The following is a 19377-nucleotide window of genomic DNA, read 5'->3' on the forward strand; positions in this document are numbered from 1 at the left end:
AGGGTATTTATGGCATGTGATGCGTTATTTCAACCATTGAAAATCCGGAATTTGACCCTAAAAAGTCGAGTTATGATGGGATCTATGCACGTTGGACTTGAAGCTTTAGACAATGGCATCGAAAAATTGACGGAGTTTTACAAACTTCGCGCCAAACATCATGTAGGATTAATTGTAACCGGGGGCGCTGCCGTGAACCAAGAAGGTAGCGGTGGTCTTGGCTTTATGATGATTGACTCCGATGAAGACATTGAAAGGTGGAAGCCTCTGACCGATGGCGTTCACGAAGAAGGCGGACGGATTGCTCTTCAGCTCTTTCACGCTGGGCGCTACGCCTACAAAATGATGATCGGGCAAGATCCTGTTGCCCCTTCGGCTATTCAAGCGCCAATAAACCCCGATCGCCCTGTTGCTCTAAGCGATGAGGATGTGGAGCGGACGATCCAAGATTTTGCTCAGGGAGCTCGCCGGGCAAAAGCGGCCGGCTTCGATGCTGTTGAGATCATGGGATCTGAAGGGTACTTGATTAACCAGTTCACTTCCCCTGCCACGAACAAACGAACGGACCGTTGGGGCGGAAGCTTTGAAAACAGAATCTCTTTCTCTCTTCGTATTACTGAAGCCGTGAGAGAACAAGTTGGCGAAGACTTTCCGGTTATTTTCCGAATGTCGGGACTCGACCTCGTGGATAACAGTACGACTGAGGAGGAAACGCTTCAATGGGCACAGGCCCTTGAAAAAGCTGGTGCTGACGTCTTGAACATTGGCATTGGGTGGCATGAATCTCGTGTTCCTACGATTTCAATGAAAGTGCCACGCCTTAAGTTCGTTCCTGTAGCTGAAAACATTAGAAAAGTCGTCTCTATTCCTGTTGTAGCCAGTAACCGTATAAACGACCCAAGAGATGGTGCAAAGATTCTTGAAGAAGGAAACGTCGACCTCATTTCTATGGCGAGACCGTTCCTTGCTGATCCGAAGATTCTTACGAAAGCAAAAGAAGGTCGCCATGATGAAGTGAACACGTGTATTGCGTGCAACCAAGCATGTCTCGATCACGTGTTTGAAGGTAAAGCGGCAACGTGCCTTGTTAACCCTGAAGCCGGCCGAGAAACAGAGCTCACCTTGGAGCCGACCTTTAATCAAAAGAACATTCTTGTTGTTGGGGCAGGACCAGCAGGTCTTGAAGCGGCAAGAGTAGCAGCTGAACGAGGGCACTCTGTGACTCTTGTGGATGAAAAAGAGGAAATCGGCGGGCAGCTCAACTACTCTAAGCGAATTCCGGGTAAGCAAGAATTTTATGAGACACTTCGTTATTTTGATGTACAACTTCGACTTCTTGGCGTAAAGGTTGTTCTTGGACACCGCCTCTCCCATAACGACAGCCTCATTGATGAAGCTGACGAGATCATTCTTGCAACAGGCATCACACCTCGCGTTCCTGAAATTCCGGGCGTTGATGGCGATCATGTGGCAAGTTATCGAGAAGTATTTGACGGGAAGACTGAAGTTGGGAAAACCGCTGTCATTATTGGCGGAGGCGGTATTGCTTGTGACCTTGCCTTATTTTTAAAGAAGAAAGGTGTTGAAGAGATCACCTTGCTTCAACGTGGCAAATCATTTGCTCGAGGAATCGGAAAGACCACGCGATGGACGACGTTAATGGAGTTAAAGCAAAGTCATATTCAAATGGTCGGTGGTCTTGAAGAGTATAAAGAGATCACAAAAGAAGGCGTCGTATTTGTGCTAAACGGAGAAGAACATACGGTGAAAGCAGATACGATTTTGTTAGCCAGCGGTCAGCTTGTAAACAACACTTTAGCCGAGAAGCTTGAAGAACGTGGAAAAACCGTTCATATCATCGGTGGAGCCAAACATGCCCTTGGACTTGATGCAAAAAAAGCGATTTATGACGGGACATTAGTAGGAAGAGCGATCTAACAACCCATTCAAAGGAGTGCATATCATGTCTTATCAAACGTTACGGTACGACGTAAACAACGGAGCCGGAACCATTACCCTTAATCGGCCGGAAGTAAAAAATGCGATCAATAATCGCATGCATGAAGAATTGTACGATTGTCTTCAAGATGCAAGGTCAGACGAAAACGTACGTGTCATTGTTTTACAAGGAACGAACGGCTCTTTTTCAAGCGGCGCAGACTTAAAGAGTATTCCTATCGAGAAGATGGAGCACTTCGATTATGGCGAAGCTCTTGAAGAAACGTATAACAAGCTTGTAAGACTTCTCGATGCGATCAACAAGCCGACCGTAGCTTACATGAACGGAATCGCTGTTGGAGCGGGCCTTAGTATCGCTTTAGCTTGCGACTTTCGTGTTGCAGAGCCGGGTACAAAAATGGCGTTGAGTTTTATGAAAATCGGTCTTGTTCCTGATGCGGGAGCGTCGTACTTCCTCCCTCGTTTAATTGGCTTATCAAGAGCATTGGAGCTTTCTTTAGGTGAAACGATTGATGCGGAGGAAGCTTTTAGAATCGGTCTTGTCCATCAGCTTGGAAATCTTGAATCGTTATTGTCAACCCTAAAACAAGCACCACCAACTGCCTATGCAAGCATGAAAAACAACATGAAGTGCGGCCTTCATTTGAGTCTTGATGATGTCCTGGAAGAGGAACGAAAAGGACAGCAACAAGCCGGAAAATCCGAAGAACACCGTCAGGCCCTTCTTCACTTTTTGAAAAAAGTTAAGTAGTAGTTTTTAAAAATAAAATGTTAAGCGCTTTCAATTACACGCCTTAGTCACGAGCGTTAAAGAAAACTTGGCTTTTCGCCCACAATGGCGAAAGCCTTAGTTGCCCTTATGCTGGAAGTACAAGCATTTCAGGCCATCAGATTGAAGCTGCTTTTTGGCTTCATCTGATGGAATGAAATGACCTCGAGCTCGTAGGCGCTGGAGCTAAACGAATAAACTTTTTAAAAGAGTCGTTATCCACATGTAAGTAGACTTATAATTTCCTAAACAACTTAGAAAAGCCAAACGGGACAGACCGTTTGGTTTTTCTTTTTTCTAATAGTATAATGAGTATGCGAAATAGTACATAAGAGTTGGGGACTCCCCTCTCTTCCTTGATGACTATATACAGAGATTGGAGTGTTTCATAATGAGTGAAGCCGCTAAAACATTAGATGGTTGGTACGTTCTCCACGATTTCCGCACAATGGACTGGGCTGCTTGGAGAAAGCTCGCTTCTGAAGAGCGTGAATCGATCATCGCCGAGTTCCGTCACCTTTTGGACAAATGGGGAAAGACAGAAGAGCGCTTTGATGGAAGTCATGCCCTTTACAGCATCGTTGGTCAAAAAGCAGACTTTATGATGATGGTGCTTCGTCCTACGATGGACGAATTAAATGAACTTGAAACCGCATTTAATAAAACACGTTTGGCTGAATACACGATTCCGATGTATTCCTACGTATCGGTTGTAGAGTTGAGCAACTACTTGCCTGCAGGTGTCGATCCTGAAACAGACCCTGAAATCCAAGCTCGTTTAAAGCCAATTCTTCCTCGCTGGCAGTATGCTTGTTTCTATCCAATGGACAAGCGTCGTGACGGCGAAGACAACTGGTACATGCTTCCTATGGAAGACCGCAAAGCAATGATGCGTAGCCATGGCATGATCGGGCGCAAGTATGCAGGGAAAGTACGTCAAATTATTTCCGGTTCTGTCGGCTTTGACGACTGGGAATGGGGCGTAACATTATTTGCTCACGACGTATTGGAATTCAAGAAGCTTGTCTACGAAATGCGTTTTGATGAAGTAAGTGCACGCTACGGCGAATTCGGTTCGTTCTACGTAGGAACGTACCTTGACGAAGATGCCCTTGCGAAATTTATGTATATCTAATGTTCAACGAAAAGGCGACCAGTCCCGGTCGTCTTTTTTTCTTGATCACTTTCTTCTCCGTGCTTCAATTTTTCCAAAAACGCTGTGTTTCTCCCCTTTATTCATACCTCTCCCCTCTTTTGCATAGGATGTAGGAGCGCACGTGCGCAGAGAGCGAAGGAGGCGAATACATTGGCAGTCATTAAAGCATCTGAGAGTGATGTAGCACTCCTTGCCCGCCTACTACGAGCTGAAGCTGAAGGGGAAGGCGAGCTCGGGATGCTCAAAGCCGGTAACGTGATGGTCAATCGTGTCAGAGTCCGCTGTCTTGATTTTGAAGATGTTAATACGGTTGAGCGAATGGTCTATCAGTCTCCGGGAGGGTTTGAAGCGACGCAAAAGGGTTACTTTTACCAGCGCGCAAGAGAACGAGATAAACGCCTTGCTAGGCGCCTGATTCAAGGTGAGCGCACAGGAATCGCCGAGCATGCCCTATGGTTTTTTAGACCGGATGGAGACTGTCCGCCACAATGGTGGGGGCAACCGAATACGGGGCGTTTTAAGCTCCACTGTTTCTACAGACCTGAGTATGTGGATTGTGAAGAGGTATATAACGTCTTTTAAGAGCGACCGTACTCCGGTCGCTTTTTTTATGGAAAATGTTCATAGGCTAACACCTTGTATCATAGTAATTTAATAGCGCAAGAGCGCCGGCATTATATAGAGTACCCCGAAGTCTCACATCAGGAATTAGCTTACGTCAGGGGGTGAGGGTCAGATACGCTAATTCCAGCTTACTGAAGCTTCTTGAAAAGCTTATGTACGTTCATTTATGACAGCTAGATGATTTACGAATTTTTAAAAGGACGTGATGGAATGTATCAACAGTACCCTCAATTTGGTCAAAATCCGTATCAAGCGCCCGGTCAAGGGATGAGCTTTAACCAAAACGGTATGAATGGTATGAACGGGCAGGGTCAGCGGCAGTTCCTTCCAGGTACACCAGAACCTCCTCAGCCGGGATTTGCAGGCGGACAACAGCAACAAACCGGGGGGCCGTTTGGTATTTCCGCACAAATGCCTGGGATGTTGCCAATCGAACAATCTTACATTGAGAATATTCTTCGCTTAAATCGCGGTAAAGTCGGTACGTTCTATATGACATATGAGTTAAATGAAAAATGGAATGCCAAGATCTTTAAAGGGGTTATTGAAGCTGCCGGACGAGATCACATTATCATTAGTGATCCCCAAACCGACAAACGTTACCTCCTGCTCATGGTTAACCTTGACTATGTGACCTTTGATGAGCCTCTTGAATACGAGTATCCGTTTGATAACGGCCCCGACCTTTCTACGTTCGCTCCGCGGAAATAGATAAAAAACGGCTTCCCGTCAATGACGAGAGCCGTTTTTTTGTTACCCTGAATGATTCAATGCTGCGATAAAAATGAGCGTCCACCCTACAAGGAACGCTACACCGCCGATTGGTGTAATCGCTCCTAATACGCGAATCCCAGTCACACTCATCACGTACAGGCTTCCAGAGAAAAGGATAATACCAATAAAGAAAGCCCACCCAGCCCCTGTTAACAGGCCTGTTGATGAGAGGTGCTTCGTAAGAATCGCTACAGCAATTATCGCCAGTGCATGAATCATATGATATTGTACAGCCGTTTCAAACGTTTTTAAGTAGCCTGAAGCTTCGAGTTTATCTTTCAATGCATGGGCTCCAAACGCGCCTAATGCAACAAATAAAAACGAACTGATGCTTCCGAGTAAGAGGAATAGTTTCATGATCTTTGTTCTCCCTTCCATCCTGAATAGTTGCCAATGTCAGAATATCACATCAAGGGGTGAAAGGGAAAAGGGGCGTAAGGGTCTATCGATTTTGGGCATAAATCCTCAGACAGTTTTCCATTCGCTCTGCTTCTTCATGGCTTGGAGTGATGACAACAATATGATCACCGTTCACTTCCATATTCACGTTTTTAAAGCCTTGTTGGTGAAGAAAATCTTTCACTTCAGACGCGTGTTCTTTCTCTGTATATAGGGTATGGTCACCTACATAGTGGTTGTTTACATACATCTCATAACGATCTTCTGTGAGTTTTGTGTCGCCAACGTCACCTTGAAATACGCGGAAATAAAGAGGGTAACCTACACTTGCAGTATTATAAATCATCGGTTTGCACTCCTTTATGTGGTTCTACTATAAACGTCCCCCGATCACAAGAAAACCATTCCAGAAGGCACTGAAAAAGTTCGAACTTTAACTTTTTCAGTGCCTTCTGAGCAATGAGCGGAACGGTTGCATCTTTTAAAAGCCTGATACGAGTGGGGTTCTCGTATCAGGCGCGCAACCAAGTGAAGCCATTGCCATTCAAATAAAGCACTGAAAAAGTTCGAACTTTAACTTTTTCAGTGCCTTATAATAGAGGTAGCAAAGAACAACAGAAATTTGTCATTAGACACTTTGAGGAACATGCTTTCACTAAACTGACCAAGGAAAGGGTGCTATTAATTGACGATCACCGTTCGCAATTACACGTTGGATGACCTTGACGCTTTATTAACCATTCAAAAGGAAGCCTTCCCTCCCCCTTTCCCCGAAGAGCTTTGGTGGAACAAAGAACAAATTCAAGCTCATGTTGATGCTTTTGCTGAAGGAGCCATGCTTGCAGAAATTGGCGGTGAACCGGTAGGCTCGGCAACTGCCTTGATGATTCAGTTTGACGGGAAGCCCCATACTTGGGATGAGGTAGCAGACCACGGTTACATCACACGCTCTCATACCCCTCAAGGAGACTCTCTTTATGGTATTGATGTCTGCGTTAGACCTGACTACCGAGGACGTGGTGTGGCACGGGCGCTGTACGTAGCAAGGAAGTCATTGGTACAAAATCGGGGTCTAAAACGATTTATGGCTGGCTGCAGGATTCCTGGTTACCATGCGTACGCCGATCGTCTAACCCCTCACGAATACATGAACGAAGTCCAACAAGGTCGTATCGATGATCTTGTTCTTTCCTTTATGATCCGTCAAGGCATGACTCCTCTTCAAGTGATGGAGAATTACTTAGAGGACGAAGAATCCAAAGACTGTGCGGTCATTGTAGAGTGGAAGAATGAATTTAGATAATCTTTCGTAATCGTCTGGTGAGGGTCTTTCCTTTTACAAAAATTATGGCTGGTTTCGTTTTGGATGTTGCTTTTTTAATATTATCTTAACCGCTAGAATTGTGGTTTAAGCATACGGGGCCTTCGCTTTCCGTGGCGGTCCTATGAGCCTTCTCAATCTTTCCTTTAAATAACAATGTACATTTACATCGCCTATTTACACATCCTATGATCCGCAGTACAAAAAGAAGAGGATGACCAACATCATTGGTCATCCTCTTTTGTTAAAAATCAAACAAACTGTCGCTATCCGGTTGATCGTCGCTATCGTAAGCAACGGATTTCTTTTGAGATGCTTTCGTTTTGGGAGTGTCGTCAAAGTCTCCCATCATCCGCTGGCGCTCAAGTAGATCCATTGCATCTTCATTTTTCGTACTCGTCTTAATCCCCGAGGAAGGTTCAGTCGCTAGTAAAAGGTCGCAGTATGTTTTAAGTGCCATTACGTGTTCTTTAAAGTCAGGGTCGCCTGTATTGACCTGCCTTCTCACGTGGCCTAATTCCTGCTCCATTTTCGCTACTACGGTTTTAGCTGAAATGTTCATGGTGTATCCCTCCTCCGACAAATGATTTGTACGTTTAGGATAGCGTTATTTTTCCGTCAAATCAATAAATGTTTCCACATCTTTGGCAACAAGGTCGATCGCTTTCTGCCAGAATTCAGACTCAGTCAAGTCTACATCAAGGTGCTTTTTCGCCAGATCTTCTACTTGCATGCGTCCTGTGTCACGAAGAAGATCAATGTAACTCTCCTCAAAAGCCGTGCCCTCCTCTGCTGCTTTTGCATAAATGCCCATGCTAAACAAATAGCCGAACGTGTATGGGAAGTTATAAAACGGCACGCCTGTAATATGGAAATGAAGCTTGGATGCCCAAAAATGCGGGGAGTAGGAACCAAGTTCATCACAGTACGCCTCTTTTTGTGCTTCTAACATTAATTCATTCAATCGATGCACGCTCACAAGTCCTTTTTTACGTTCTTCATAGAAACGCGTTTCAAATAGGAATCGAGAATGGATATTCATAAAGAAGGCAACGGCGCGGTTAAGCTTGTCATCAAGAAGCTGAACTTTCGCTTTTTCAGATGTTGCTTGTTTGACAGTAGCATCCGCAACGATCATTTCGGCAAATGTGGAGGCCGTCTCAGCCACATTCATAGCATAACGCTGTGCCATTTGCGGCAAGTCATTCATCACGTGCTGGTGATACGCGTGACCAAGCTCGTGGGCTAACGTTGCCACATTTGAGGCAGAGCCGTCATAAGTCATAAAAATACGGGACTGCTCTTTTACTGGGAAGCTTGTACAAAAGCCACCCGGACGCTTCCCTGATCGGCTTTCTGCCTCTACCCATCGCTCTTCAAACGCTTTCTTTGAAAAAGCTGCCATTTTCGGGCTAAACGTCTCGAATTGTTGCACAATCATCGTGGCTGCATCATCGTATGACACTTCCTCTACTTCACTTGTTAAGGGCGCGCTCACATCACTCCAATCGAGCTTTTCCACCCCTAGCAATTCAGCCTTACGTTTAAGGTATCTGGTAAAAGTCGGCTTGTTATCTTCAATCGTTTTCCACATCACATCAAGCGTTTTTTGATCCATGCGGTTAATGTCCATCGGCTCTTTAAGAACATTGTCCCACCCTCGCGCTTTGTACGTTTGCAAGCGAAAGCCACCTAAATGATTAAGCGTATTAGCAAAGAGCTCAGCTTCGTCGCCCCACGCTTTCTCCCACTTTCCAGCCATCGCTTGTCTCGTTTCACGGTCTTTACTGGACATTTTATTAGCAGCTTGGCCAACAGAGAGGGATTTCACTTCTCCGTCTTCCTCTACTTCAATCGTCATGCGTCCAACAATCGTATTGTACACGTCTCCCCATGCGTGATAACCATCTACCGATAGGGATTGGATGAGCTTTTCTTTATCTCCCGAAAGCTTGTCATTTGCCAGACGTCGTCGCTCTTCCAAGTTGTATGTAAGTGGGCTTAGTTCATCCAGTTCGAGAAGGCGCTTCCATAAATCATCAGAAAGGCCGAGAAGCAACTCATCAATTGATGTCATCACAGAAGAATAAGAAGATGACAGCTGCTTCACCCGTCCAGTCAGAAGTTTCGCTTCTTCGTCTTTTGTATTTTGTGCAGTTAAACAGCTTACGAACGCTCCGGACTCACGCACTCTTTTTGAGATTTCTTGTGCTCTTACAATCACATGGACAACACCAAACAGCTCGTCTTCCGTTTTCGGCTGTGTTTTTTCATTTAAATCTTTCTGGAAGGAAGCAAGATCCGCTTCAAGCTCCCCTAAAAAAGATTGAAAGCGGTCCGACTCGCTCCCTCCTGGAAAAATCGTTTCCAAATCCCAAACTTGACTAAACTGTTGCATTGTTTTGTCCCCTTTCGATTTGCGTTCTCTCTTACTTACGCTTGTTTAGCACGTTTCCTAAATGGCGAATCTGGTTCGATTCGTAAATGTGGACACCTAGACTCTCTTCTTGAGCTAATGCACACATAACAGTGGCCACATCGATCCCTTTTACAGGCTTGTACTTTTCGAGTGGACCGATGAAAGCAAAGCTTAACGGCTTCCCAATCCATTCTGCAGCTTTTTCTCCTGGCCTGAATTCATTACGGCTTCCAAGAAGTAAAGAGGGTCTTAGAATATGAAGAGACGGGAGCTTTAGCATAATAAGTGCTTCTTCCAATCTTCCTTTTACCTTGTTGTAAAAAAAGGAGGATTCAGGGTCCGCACCAATGGCCGATACCGTTAAAAACCGTTTGGCTCCTTGATCTTTAGCGAGCCTAGCAATGGATAAAGGATAGTCGTAATCCACTTTCTCAAACTGTGCCTTTGACTTGGCTTTTTTTATCGTGGTTCCAAGGCAATTAAACACATCATCCACTTGGAAACTTTCAGCATCTTTTTCAAGCTCGTCAAATGTCACCATTCTTTCTTCCACCAATGGCTCGTCATAAAAAGCGGTTTTTCGTCTTGCGATTACAATGATTTTCTTATAGTGATTACTTTTCACCAATTGGCGAACGACCTGTTCCCCAACGAGTCCGGTTGAACCGGCTACTAATGCGGTCTTCACACATGAGCACCTCTCTTTACTTTGTAGCTTTACTTTATCACGTTTGGAAATCAAAAAGAAAGAATATTGAAACAACAAAGCGTAGAGCTCTACATAATTCGCGACCGCAATAAGCCTCTCATAGAATTTCATAAAAAGGCTGGGACAGAAGTGTTTGATCAATGAAGTCCGAACAATGGTATGCGGCAACCGCTCTGTTAGCCATTTGTTCGACTTTCTTTGAACACTTTTTTATGTCCCAGCCTAAGTTTTCCTTTTATTTAGTCCTCATTAACCGGAATATGGACAGAGAACGTTGTGCCCACTCCTTTAGTAGAAGTCACGGCAATTTGACCATTAATTTCTTCAATGATGCGATAGCTGGTCGTGAGTCCTAGACCCGTTCCCGTTTTTTTCGTCGTATAAAAAGGTGTTCCAAGCTTCTCAATCGTTTCAGCATCCATTCCAACGCCCGTATCTGTAAATGAAAGGACAATCTCCTGTTTCGGCTTATGATAACTTGTACTTACCGTTAATCGGCCTCCGTTATCCATCGCTTCGCATGCGTTTTGCACGAGATTCAAGAGCACTTGTTGTATTTTATTTGCGTCCAAAAACACCGATGGAAGCTTCCCGTGAAAATACGTATTAACTTCAATCCCTTTTTTCTTTAGCTGGGATTGGTGAAGCAATAATAGGTCGTCCAACAGAAGCTCCAAGTTCGTCTCTTTTGGTTCATCTGACAGCTTCGGGTTGGCAATGTTCATCAAATCGGTAAGGATGTTATTTACTCGATCGATCTCATTGATAATCAAGTTGTAATATCTTTCATTCGACGCTTCTTTTTTGGAATCAAACAGCTGAATGAACCCTCTGATTGTCGTAAGGGGGTTTCTAATTTCGTGTGCGAGACCCGCAGACATTTCACCGACGACTTTCAATTTTTCAGATCGCATCAGTTCCCTCTCCATGAGCCTTTTTTCTGTTAAGTCGTGAAAGACGACTAAGAGGTCTTCATGGAGCGTTTCATCTACGATATTGGGCAGTGATGACACACTCAAGTAAAAATAGCGTGTGTTATTGTCCATTGTACATTCGATTTCATACGTTTTTCGCACTTCGTCCTTCCCTAATAAACCGAGAAGGTTCGCCGCTTCCAAGAAGGATTTAAATCCTTCCTTTTTGTTGGCCACATCGCATGCCTTATTATCAATGACCTCATCTCTACTTAGTCCGAACACTTCTTCACAGCGTTTGTTAAAAAGGCTTACCTCTTTTGTAACACGATTTAATGCAAACACGCCGTTGTCCGTCGTTTCAAGAATAAGTGTACTCTTCTTGTGACCTTTTTCTCGTTCTTCAAGCCGCTCTGTCATCGCTTCAAATCGATCATTCAATCGGTTCACTTCTTCATAAGCAGTAACAAACTTTGGCGTGTCCCTTTTTCCGAAAGCGACATTCGTAGTCGCTTCCACAAGTTGCTCAACCGGCCTTACAATATAGGTGGAAAGACGGAATACAGCAAAGGTCATGATGAGGAGGACCAGCCCGAATACAATTAAGTATTGATATAAAAGTCTAGTCAATGGTGCATAAAGATCGGTCCCATTTGCCGCCACCCCGATATACCATTCATTCTCAAAGCCCGGCACTTGTGAGATGGAACTGAATCCGTGGACTTCATCTGAACTGGAATATGTGGTAAGAGATTGAGTAGCCGCAAGCTCTCTCACCTCATTAATAGACGTATCAAAGCGCTCAAAATAGTTTACTTCGAGGATTTTTGATTGATTAGGATGAGAGATAATGACGCCATCACCGTTTATGAGAAACGCATAGCTGTCTGAGTCACCCGCTTGTTGGGCGCGATTAAAGTTCTGTAATGTACTTGTGAGTTCTTCTAAGTCAAAAATAGGTGTAATGACACCAATGACGTCATCTTGTGTATTAAAGACCGGGGAGGAAAGTACAATTACGTTTTCATCGATGACGGGTGAATAATACATATCTGATACAAATGACTCCCCTTCCATTGATTGAGCATACCACTCACGATCGGTAATATCCGATCCTACAATGTTGTCATCTGTATCTGCAATGACCATCCCCTCGGTGTCTGATAATACAACACTGAAATAGATGTCATGAATAGCTAAAAACTGGTTAAACTGTTGTCGCTTTTCTTGTGTATCTGTATCTTCATCAATAATAATTGGATTTCTAGCAAGATATTCCACATCATAGAGGCGCTCTCTGATAAATGTTTCTATTTCAGCCGCCATGCTTTTCGTGTGTGTGGACAAGGAGTTTTCCAGATTGGCAGTAAGCTCACTTTTTTGAGCATAGTAACCCATGATTCCAACGACACTTAAAGGAATAAAAGTTACAAGCAGAAAAAAGATAAGCAGCTTGGCTCTTAATGTTTGAAACATAGTATTTTCTCCCTTGCAACAATTTCACTAGTCTCATTATAGTACATTGCACTTGATTATGTGGAGAAAATACGACATTTTTTTCGTACAGGTAACAAATTTAACAATCTTGTATCCAATATGTTACTCTATTTAACGCAACAGCTAGAATAATGGCATAAATCATAAAAAACAAAGAGAGGCTTCGACATAAATCGACCCTCCCCTTTATCTTAATTTTATATTGAGTGTGACTCTTAGTCAGTAACCTTTCTAAACCTATGTGAAATGCCATGTCCATTTGTTTTGCGTAGCTGAATGCTAGCTGCGACACTCCTGCGGCAGTAGGAGCCAGGAGAGACCCCACAAGGGCATTGGAAGCCAATGAAAAAGTACAGCCCGACTTTTTCATTGCCTTTAATTGAATGGCAATGGCTCCACTCGGTTGCGCGCCTGATACGAGAAACCCACTCGTATCAGGCTTTCAAAACAGGCAACCGTTACGCTCATTGCTTCGAAGGCATTGAAAAAGTTAAAGATCAAACTTTTTCAATGCCTTCAGGGCATAGCCCGAGGAGGCTCGCCGGCACCGCCGCGGAAAGGGAGCGGAAAGCGTGAAGCGGAGCCTTACACACTGTGATAAGGTATATTCATTTACTTTTATTTAGCTAGATAATACTTAATGAGTGCCTGGGTTCCTGAATCAGCTTCACCGTTTTCTGCTAATTCTTCGTAGAGCTTGTGAGCCAGTGCAAGACCGGGTGTTTTTACGTTTAGTTCTTCTGCCACATCCAGAGCGATTTTCATGTCTTTTATAAAATGTTTAATAAAAAAGCCCGGACTGTAATCTTCCTTAATCATTCTCGGCACAAGGTTTGTTAATGTCCAACTTCCTGCTGCACCTGTTTCAATGCTTTTAAGAACGGTTCTTGGGTCAAGACCCGCGGCTTTTGCATAGGCAAGTGATTCACTTGCGCCAAGCATGGTTCCTGCAATGGCAATCTGATTACTCATCTTGGTGTGCTGGCCACTTCCCGCTCCTCCTTGATACACAACATTTGTCCCAAGTTGCTCAAGGATTGGAAGTGCATTAAGAAAGGCGGCTTTGTCACCACCCGCCATAATGGCAAGCCTCGCTTCCTTCGCTCCGATATCGCCTCCGGATACTGGTGCATCAATGACGGAAATGCCTCTTTCTTTTCCAGCCTCATATAACGTTTTTGCAAGGACAGGTGAAGAGGTCGTCATGTCGATAAATGTGGCCCCTTCTCTCCCGTTTTGAAGCAAACCTTCAGCGCCTAAGTATACTTCCTCTACATCTTTCGGATAACCAACAATGGTGATCACCACATCGCTTTGCTTGGCCACAACACTCGGGTGATCACACCACACAGCACCTTGATCGATAAGGGTAGCGGCTTTTACTTTTGTCCGGGTGTACACGTTGACTGTATACCCTGCTTCCAAGAGGTGGCCGGCCATACTTCGTCCCATCACACCGGTTCCGATAAATCCGATCGTTTGTTGTTTGTTCATATGATTGATCCTTTCCGTGACCGCTATATGCGGATGCGTTTTAGCCTATACAAACGTGTCAGGGTCTTGACTGAAGCGGTGGTTCTCGTTCATCCCGTTTAACGTGTTCATATCTTGTTCGTCCAGTTCAAAATCAAAGATCTGTGCGTTTTGTTTAATTCTTGATGGCGTAACGGATTTAGGGATGGTCACCACTTCATTTTGTAAATCCCATCGAAGGATGACCTGAGCCGGTGACTTCCCATGCTTTTCTGCAATGGAAACAAGCTCTGGTCGATCAAAGATCCGTCCTCTCGTAAGTGGGCTCCATGCTTCAAGCTGGATCCCCTTTTCCTTACAGTAGACATGGAGCTCTGGCAAGGTGAGTAAAGGATGATACTCCATTTGGTTTACAGCAGGGATCACTTCCGCATCTTCCAGTAGCTTTTCTAGGTGATGAATGTTGAAGTTACTCACCCCGATGGCTCGAACCCGCCCCTCTTTATACAGCTTTTCCATCGCTCTCCACGTTTCTTTAAACATGCCTGTAACAGGCCAATGTACAAGATATAAATCGACAACGTCCACCCCGAGTTTTTCTCTGCTTTCTTCAAAAGCCTTTAACGTTTCATCAAATCCTTGGCGATCGTTCCATACTTTCGTGGTGATAAACATCTGTTCACGAGGAACATCAATCTCCCTTAAAGCTTGTCCAACGCCCTCCTCATTTTCATAGACAGCGGCTGTATCAATGCTTCGATACCCGTTTAATACGGCTTCTTTAATCGTGTCTACAATTTCTTTGCCATTCTCTGCTTTATATACTCCAAGGCCGAGCCAAGGCATCTTCACACCGTTGTTCAAAGTCGTTGTTTCAAAAATTGACCTCATTTCGTTTCCTCCTTTTTTGGATACGAAGGCACTTGAAAAGGTAAAGATCAAACTTTTTCAGTGCTTTTTGATACGGGTAATGACCAGTCTATTTCTTCTTCACCAATTTCTTTTAAAAAATGATTCACATGCGTAAACGGACGGCTTCCAAAAAAACCTCTTCTAGCTGAAAACGGACTCGGGTGAGGAGACGTGATAACAAGATGGTGTTCGTTGGTAATCAGCGCTTGTTTATGTTGTGCGTGTTTTCCCCACAAGATAAACACAACGGGCTTCTCGCGATCGTTTAACTTACGGATCACTTCATCGGTTAATGTCTCCCAACCTTGTCCTTGATGTGAGCCAGCCTGCCCTTTTCTCACTGTAAGGACCGTGTTTAACAAGAGAACCCCTTCTTCTGCCCACTTTTGTAAGTAACCGTGCTCTGGCACTACACATCCTGCGTCGTCGTTTAATTCTTTATATATGTTTCGAAGAGAAGGCGGGATCCGTTGTCCCGGTTTGACCGAGAAGCTGAGACCATGTGCTTGATTGGGGCCGTGGTACGGATCTTGTCCAAGAATGACGACTTTTGTACCTTCATAGGATGTGGTATTTAACGCATGATAGATCTGTTCCATCGGGGGATATACGGTATGTTCATTGTATTCCTTTACTAGAAATTGACGAAGCTCTTGATAATAAGGCTTCTCAAATTCGTCTTGTAGCTTCTCCTGCCAATCGGTTTCAAGCTCTTTCATCGTTTCACCTGCTTCTTACTTCTTTACTATCGTTTTTTTCATCAACCACTCATCCCTAATCTCTATACCATTCGTTCCTGTAAGGGGAATTGCGGGCTTTTTCTTACGACATTGATCTACAGCATTATGCTTAATCTCAACTAGCCGATACCCTCTTTTTTGGTAAAAGCTCAACGCATGTACGTTATCATTCGTTGTTACAAGACACAGCTCTTGAAAATCATTGGACAGGGCATCATTTTCCACCAATTCCATGAGCTGACCACCGACGCCTTTTCTTTCTATTAAACTATCAAGAGAGATAATCTCACGCGTACCCGTACGGTTATGATCATAGTAAGTAACGGCTCCTACAATCGATTCCCGGTCATGAGCAATAAATCCTTCCAGTTCGCTACATATGTACTCACCGTGGGAATACACCATCCGATCGTCTCCCCAGTAAGCTTTGAAAAAATCTTCAATCTCTTTGCGGTGTTCCTCTGTGATCCGCTCCATATGAAATGTGATCACGTGCTTACACTCCTTTTTTTACACGATCAAGATGTTTACGTCCTTCCCGTTTACTAAGGGGTGATAACGACTCTTTTTCAATAAAATGTTCAACGGCCTCTGGAGCTGTCTTCGAATACTCTCTCAACGCCCAACCGATCGCTTTTCGAATAAAGAATTCATTGTCTTCACGGTTGATTCTGCAATAATGAAATAATCGATCCTCGTCCGTGTCTTTTTTCTTTTTAAGCTGATGCAAAATGGCCGTTCTTCTTAGCCACATGTTTTCATGAACGGCCCACCGGTCGGCCACTTCCCTTTCGTGGGGGAAACGGTCGAAATAATGTCCGATCACATTTGGTGCAATTCCATCGACTGAATCCCACCACGATTGCGTCGTGATGAGCATTTCAAAGAACGCTAAGTCTTCCTCTTTGTACCTCGTTTTCATACGAGCGACAATCTCGATGACCGTATAGTGGTATTCTCTTTCAGGAAGCCCCCACATGTCTATTAATGCAGAAATAGGGAGTTCACTTTCTTTATGTAACAATGTCTCGTTTAAAAATGTTCTTGTAAGCTCTTTTCTAAGAGGACTCTTGATTCCCAAAAACGGAAAATGATGCTTCATATACGCTGACATGGGGCCAGCCTGCTCCTCGTTTCGGTGTGATTCAAACAAACGAATGAGTTGTTCTACTTCATTAGTCATTTACTCACCAACCTTTTTCTTTCCTATAGCAAGTATACGTGATTTGTTGAAAAATTCCTTGTCTCTTGCTTCAAATGGAACAAAAACCAGCAATTGACAGATACTCATTCGTTCACTATATTTAAATGAACAGGGATAATATACCCAGGTAAAAAGGAGTGTTTCGCATGGGGAAGCTACTAATAACAGATGATGCTGCATTTATGAGGATGACATTAAAAAAGATCGTCACTGATGCAGGCTATGAGGTTGTGGGAGAAGCTGCTAACGGAAAAGAGGCTGTTGCACTATACGAATCTACAAAGCCTGATGTGGTGACGATGGATATTACTATGCCTGAGATGAATGGGATTGATGCATTAAAGGAGATTAAAGCTATTAATCCGAATGCAAAGGTGCTCATGTGCTCGGCTATGGGACAGCAGGGCATGGTCATGGATGCCATTAAGCATGGGGCCATTGACTTTATTGTAAAGCCGTTTGATGAAGTTCGCATTCGAGAAGCCATTAGTAAGGCGATGGCTCGGTAAGAATATAAGGCTGTTTTTCGTATAAATATATGCTTTTGTATTATATCTTGATCACTAGAATCGTGGTTGAAGCATACGGGCCCTTCGCTTTCCGCGGCGGTGCTAGCAAGCCTCCTCGGACAAAACCGGGCTTCTTCCTCTGCGAGCGTAGGCTTCGAGGCGTCTGCGTCGAAGCAACTCGAAGCGAATTCATGATGCCAATGCTCGTCACTGCCGCAGGAGTCTCGAGCCCTTCTGCTTCAACTTCTCTTGTATAAGAGCAACATCCCTTACAAAAATAGTGAAATATAAAGCAGCCTGAGACGGTTAGATCCGACTCAGGCTGCTTTACTTTTATTAAAAGAGTATTACTATTGCTCCAGTGCATTAGGCTCCGCTTCACGCCATCCGCTCCCTTTCCGCGGCGGTGCCGGCGAGCCTCCTCGGGCAAAGCCCTTGCGGGGTCTCTCCTGGCTCCCATCGCCGCAGGAGTGTCGCTTCTAGCGTTCAGCTACGCATAATAATAGAACACGGCATTTCACAATATACTAAGAGACATGTTTATTTTTTATCCTCTTAACTCCCACTTCTTTACGTTCAACGTTGTTTGTTCAGATGACGTGAAGCTGATTCTGTTTTCTGTTGGTTCTGGGAAATAGCGGGAGGTAAACACGTCCTCTCCACCGTTAACAAAGATCTCAAGAGATGAGGTATCCATAAAGATTCTAAGGGACTGGAGCTCCTCTAGATGACACTGGCGCTTTTCAGTCAAACGATCAGCGAAGTTTTTGCGCTCTAGGGTAAGGACACGACTTTCACGGTCAAAGACGAGTCTCGCTTCTTGGCGAAAATCGATTTCAAAGAATGCAGGTGCAGATCCGAAATCAGACAACTCCAGTTCCACGACATCTCCACTTACACCATTCAACTCTGTATGACCCTCAATCGTTGCTTCTTCATGCATAACTTCATTGTGACGCATCTGTTGAAGCTCTTCTACGGGCTTTTGAATCAGGCGATCTCCTTTTAACTGAAGTTCTCGAGGGATCGTCAAGCAGTGAATCCATTGATTTTTAACCGATGGGTGTTGATCTTCCTGTTGATCCGGAACACCCATCCAACCGACCATGATTCGTCGTCCACTCTCGTCCTCCGTTGTTTGAGGGGCGTAGAATTCAAACCCTCGGTCGAGCTCGTCAAAAGCACCGTGATGAAATTTCGGTAAATCATAGTCCAACTCACCCACAAAATATCCGGCCTGATACGTATTGTGATTGTGCATTCCCTCAGGCTCGAGCCCTTGAGGAGAAACGATCATCACTTCTTTTTCCCCTAGCGTAAAGACATCGGGGCATTCCCACATAAAGCCGAACTGTTGGAGAGGAGCAAGGCCTGATCCCGCGATGGGCCCCAAGTTTGTCCACGCTCTTCCGTCATTTGATCGATAAAGAAGAGCATGCCCTTGAAGGTCTTCTGTTTGAGCTCCAATAATCAAGTACCAAACTCCGTCATGCTTCCACACCTTCGGATCGCGAAAGTGTGCTGTGTATCCACTTGGAAGGGTGTCAATGACCGGCCCTTGCTTTTCAAAGGTAATCCCGTCCTGTGACTGAGCAATGCACTGATAAGACTCCCTGTTTCCTTCTTCGTCTTTTACGTTTCCTGTGTAAAAAAGAGTGAGTTTCCCGTCAAGATCCACGGCACTCCCTGAATAACATCCGTTCTTTTCATACCACTCGCTCGGAGCAAGAGCAATCGGCTCGTGTGTCCAATGAACAAGGTCTGTAGACGTGTAATGACCCCAAAATTTCGCCCCATGACCAGGCTTGAACGGGTTCCACTGGTAAAACATATGATAGGTGCCATTCCATTGAATCCATCCGTTCGGGTCATTGATCAGCCCCACTGGTGACATGAGGTGAAATTGAAGACGGTGAGGGTCGGCCTCCACTGTTTCTTTATGTTTCGCTACTTCTTCGTGTGCTTGAGAGATGAGAATGCTCTCTTTTTCAGTCATGT

The 19377-nt window shown here is 44.5% G+C and carries 19 protein-coding genes; 7 read left to right on the forward strand and 12 right to left on the reverse strand.

All coding sequences use genetic code 11. The features are described 5' to 3' along the window. Positions 1-9: 9 nt before the first annotated feature. The 5 genes from G476_RS0119940 to gerQ all read left to right on the forward strand — a co-directional run bounded on the left by G476_RS0119940 (position 10) and on the right by gerQ (position 5219). Positions 10-1938 carry an oxidoreductase gene (locus G476_RS0119940; RefSeq protein ID WP_026691643.1) on the forward strand — a complete coding sequence of 643 codons (1929 nt, stop codon included), beginning with the start codon at positions 10-12 and terminating at the stop codon, positions 1936-1938. Positions 1939-1963: 25 nt separating this feature from the next. Further along, a complete protein-coding gene (locus G476_RS0119945) occupies positions 1964-2710 on the forward strand; it encodes an enoyl-CoA hydratase/isomerase family protein (RefSeq protein ID WP_026691644.1) in 747 nt (248 codons plus the stop codon). A 409-nt stretch (positions 2711-3119) separates the two neighbouring features. Next, positions 3120-3863, forward strand: coding sequence for a hydrogen peroxide-dependent heme synthase (hemQ, locus tag G476_RS0119950; protein WP_026691645.1), 744 nt, complete (start codon positions 3120-3122; stop codon positions 3861-3863). Between the two features lie 171 nt (positions 3864-4034). Continuing rightward, entirely contained in the window at positions 4035-4466 is a 432-nt protein-coding gene (locus G476_RS0119960; RefSeq protein ID WP_026691646.1) for a cell wall hydrolase, read from the forward strand. Positions 4467-4718: 252 nt separating this feature from the next. Continuing rightward, the gene (gerQ, locus tag G476_RS22655) at positions 4719-5219 is read left to right on the forward strand and encodes a spore coat protein GerQ (RefSeq protein ID WP_245579707.1); all 501 of its coding nucleotides are present in this window, start codon (positions 4719-4721) and stop codon (positions 5217-5219) included. 42 nt (positions 5220-5261) lie between these two features. On the opposite strand, the gene G476_RS0119970 is transcribed toward gerQ, so the two are convergent. Both G476_RS0119970 and G476_RS22660 read right to left on the reverse strand, forming a co-directional pair. Further along, positions 5262-5639 carry a DUF423 domain-containing protein gene (locus tag G476_RS0119970; RefSeq protein WP_026691647.1) on the reverse strand — a complete coding sequence of 126 codons (378 nt, stop codon included), beginning with the start codon at positions 5637-5639 and terminating at the stop codon, positions 5262-5264. An 85-nt stretch (positions 5640-5724) separates the two neighbouring features. Continuing rightward, positions 5725-6027 carry a hypothetical protein gene (locus tag G476_RS22660; RefSeq protein ID WP_051314961.1) on the reverse strand — a complete coding sequence of 101 codons (303 nt, stop codon included), beginning with the start codon at positions 6025-6027 and terminating at the stop codon, positions 5725-5727. 339 nt (positions 6028-6366) lie between these two features. Between G476_RS22660 and G476_RS0119980 the strand changes: the two genes are divergently transcribed. Continuing rightward, positions 6367-6984: a GNAT family N-acetyltransferase gene (locus G476_RS0119980; protein ID WP_026691648.1), complete on the forward strand. Its 618-nt coding sequence runs from the start codon at positions 6367-6369 to the stop codon at positions 6982-6984. A gap of 262 nt (positions 6985-7246) precedes the next feature. Here G476_RS0119980 and G476_RS22665 read toward each other — a convergent pair whose 3' ends face one another. The 9 genes from G476_RS22665 to G476_RS0120030 all read right to left on the reverse strand — a co-directional run bounded on the left by G476_RS22665 (position 7247) and on the right by G476_RS0120030 (position 16849). After that, the gene (locus tag G476_RS22665) at positions 7247-7564 is read right to left on the reverse strand and encodes a DUF5327 family protein (protein WP_035187495.1); all 318 of its coding nucleotides are present in this window, start codon (positions 7562-7564) and stop codon (positions 7247-7249) included. A gap of 45 nt (positions 7565-7609) precedes the next feature. After that, a complete protein-coding gene (locus G476_RS0119990; RefSeq protein WP_026691649.1) occupies positions 7610-9400 on the reverse strand; it encodes a M3 family oligoendopeptidase in 1791 nt (596 codons plus the stop codon). Between the two features lie 31 nt (positions 9401-9431). After that, complete coding sequence (locus tag G476_RS0119995; protein WP_026691650.1) at positions 9432-10109, reverse strand: oxidoreductase; 678 nt, start codon at positions 10107-10109, stop codon at positions 9432-9434. Between the two features lie 260 nt (positions 10110-10369). Next, on the reverse strand, positions 10370-12520 hold the full coding sequence (locus G476_RS0120000; protein WP_026691651.1) for a sensor histidine kinase: 2151 nt from the start codon (positions 12518-12520) through the stop codon (positions 10370-10372). Between the two features lie 639 nt (positions 12521-13159). After that, the gene (locus G476_RS0120010; protein ID WP_035187499.1) at positions 13160-14035 is read right to left on the reverse strand and encodes an NAD(P)-dependent oxidoreductase; all 876 of its coding nucleotides are present in this window, start codon (positions 14033-14035) and stop codon (positions 13160-13162) included. Positions 14036-14080: 45 nt separating this feature from the next. Then, positions 14081-14905 (reverse strand): aldo/keto reductase, encoded by an 825-nt coding sequence (locus G476_RS0120015; RefSeq protein ID WP_026691654.1) that lies wholly within the window; start codon positions 14903-14905, stop codon positions 14081-14083. A 47-nt stretch (positions 14906-14952) separates the two neighbouring features. Continuing rightward, the gene (locus G476_RS0120020) at positions 14953-15645 is read right to left on the reverse strand and encodes a uracil-DNA glycosylase (RefSeq protein ID WP_026691655.1); all 693 of its coding nucleotides are present in this window, start codon (positions 15643-15645) and stop codon (positions 14953-14955) included. 15 nt (positions 15646-15660) lie between these two features. After that, positions 15661-16158 carry a GNAT family N-acetyltransferase gene (locus tag G476_RS0120025; RefSeq protein ID WP_084405862.1) on the reverse strand — a complete coding sequence of 166 codons (498 nt, stop codon included), beginning with the start codon at positions 16156-16158 and terminating at the stop codon, positions 15661-15663. Positions 16159-16162: 4 nt separating this feature from the next. Beyond that, positions 16163-16849 carry a DNA alkylation repair protein gene (locus G476_RS0120030; protein WP_026691657.1) on the reverse strand — a complete coding sequence of 229 codons (687 nt, stop codon included), beginning with the start codon at positions 16847-16849 and terminating at the stop codon, positions 16163-16165. 167 nt (positions 16850-17016) lie between these two features. Here G476_RS0120030 and G476_RS0120035 point away from each other — a divergent pair, with 167 nt between their 5' ends. Further along, positions 17017-17379 carry a response regulator gene (locus G476_RS0120035; protein ID WP_026691658.1) on the forward strand — a complete coding sequence of 121 codons (363 nt, stop codon included), beginning with the start codon at positions 17017-17019 and terminating at the stop codon, positions 17377-17379. Between the two features lie 547 nt (positions 17380-17926). On the opposite strand, the gene G476_RS0120045 is transcribed toward G476_RS0120035, so the two are convergent. Further along, the gene (locus G476_RS0120045) at positions 17927-19375 is read right to left on the reverse strand and encodes a glycoside hydrolase family 32 protein (RefSeq protein ID WP_026691660.1); all 1449 of its coding nucleotides are present in this window, start codon (positions 19373-19375) and stop codon (positions 17927-17929) included. Between the last annotated feature and the right edge of the window lie 2 nt (positions 19376-19377).

Source organism: Alteribacter aurantiacus DSM 18675, assembly GCF_000429705.1.
GTDB lineage: Bacteria > Bacillota > Bacilli > Bacillales > Salisediminibacteriaceae > Alteribacter > Alteribacter aurantiacus.